This window comes from Citrobacter sp. TBCS-14 (genome assembly GCF_005280805.1).
In the GTDB taxonomy this organism is placed as follows: domain Bacteria; phylum Pseudomonadota; class Gammaproteobacteria; order Enterobacterales; family Enterobacteriaceae; genus Citrobacter; species Citrobacter gillenii.
Map to the genome: position 1 here is coordinate 1 of NZ_SZWM01000566.1, position 477 is coordinate 477.

Here is a 477-nt window from a genome sequence, read left to right on the forward strand (position 1 = left end):
ATGCGCTCGATTTGGGTTATACCGTCAGCGTTATTACCGATGGCTGCCGTGGCGTCAATATTCACCCCCAGGACAGTGCAAACGCCTTTATGGACATGGCGGCGGCGGGCGCAACGCTGTATACGTTGGACGACTGGCTGGAAACCCAGCGCTAATTGATGCCGACAGGATCTCCCCTGTCGGCACGTTATCTCAGGCCAGCGTTGAAATCTCTTCCAGCGAAACTTTGCGTGTTTCGATGCCAAAGCAAAAAAGAATCNGCGAAACTTTGCGTGTTTCGATGCCAAAGCAAAAAAGAATCAGCGCGCACAGCACCAGCATTATGCCTAGCACGATAAAGACCGTAATCGAGCCGTAGCGGGTCAACAAGATAGCGACGCCATAGGGCGTAAATACTGCGACAATTCTTCCCACGGCATTCACAAAGCCCGATCCCCGCAATCTAAGGTGTGTGGGCCACAGTTCGGGGACATATAC

General features: G+C 52.7%; 2 pseudogenes. One reads left to right on the forward strand and one right to left on the reverse strand.

The window, feature by feature from the left end:
* Positions 1-155: pseudogene (locus tag FDX22_RS19930) on the forward strand (nicotinamidase/pyrazinamidase); the annotation flags it as partial.
* 37 nt (positions 156-192) lie between these two features.
* On the opposite strand, the pseudogene FDX22_RS19935 reads toward FDX22_RS19930, so the two are convergent.
* A pseudogene (locus tag FDX22_RS19935) lies at positions 193-477 on the reverse strand (hypothetical protein); the annotation flags it as partial.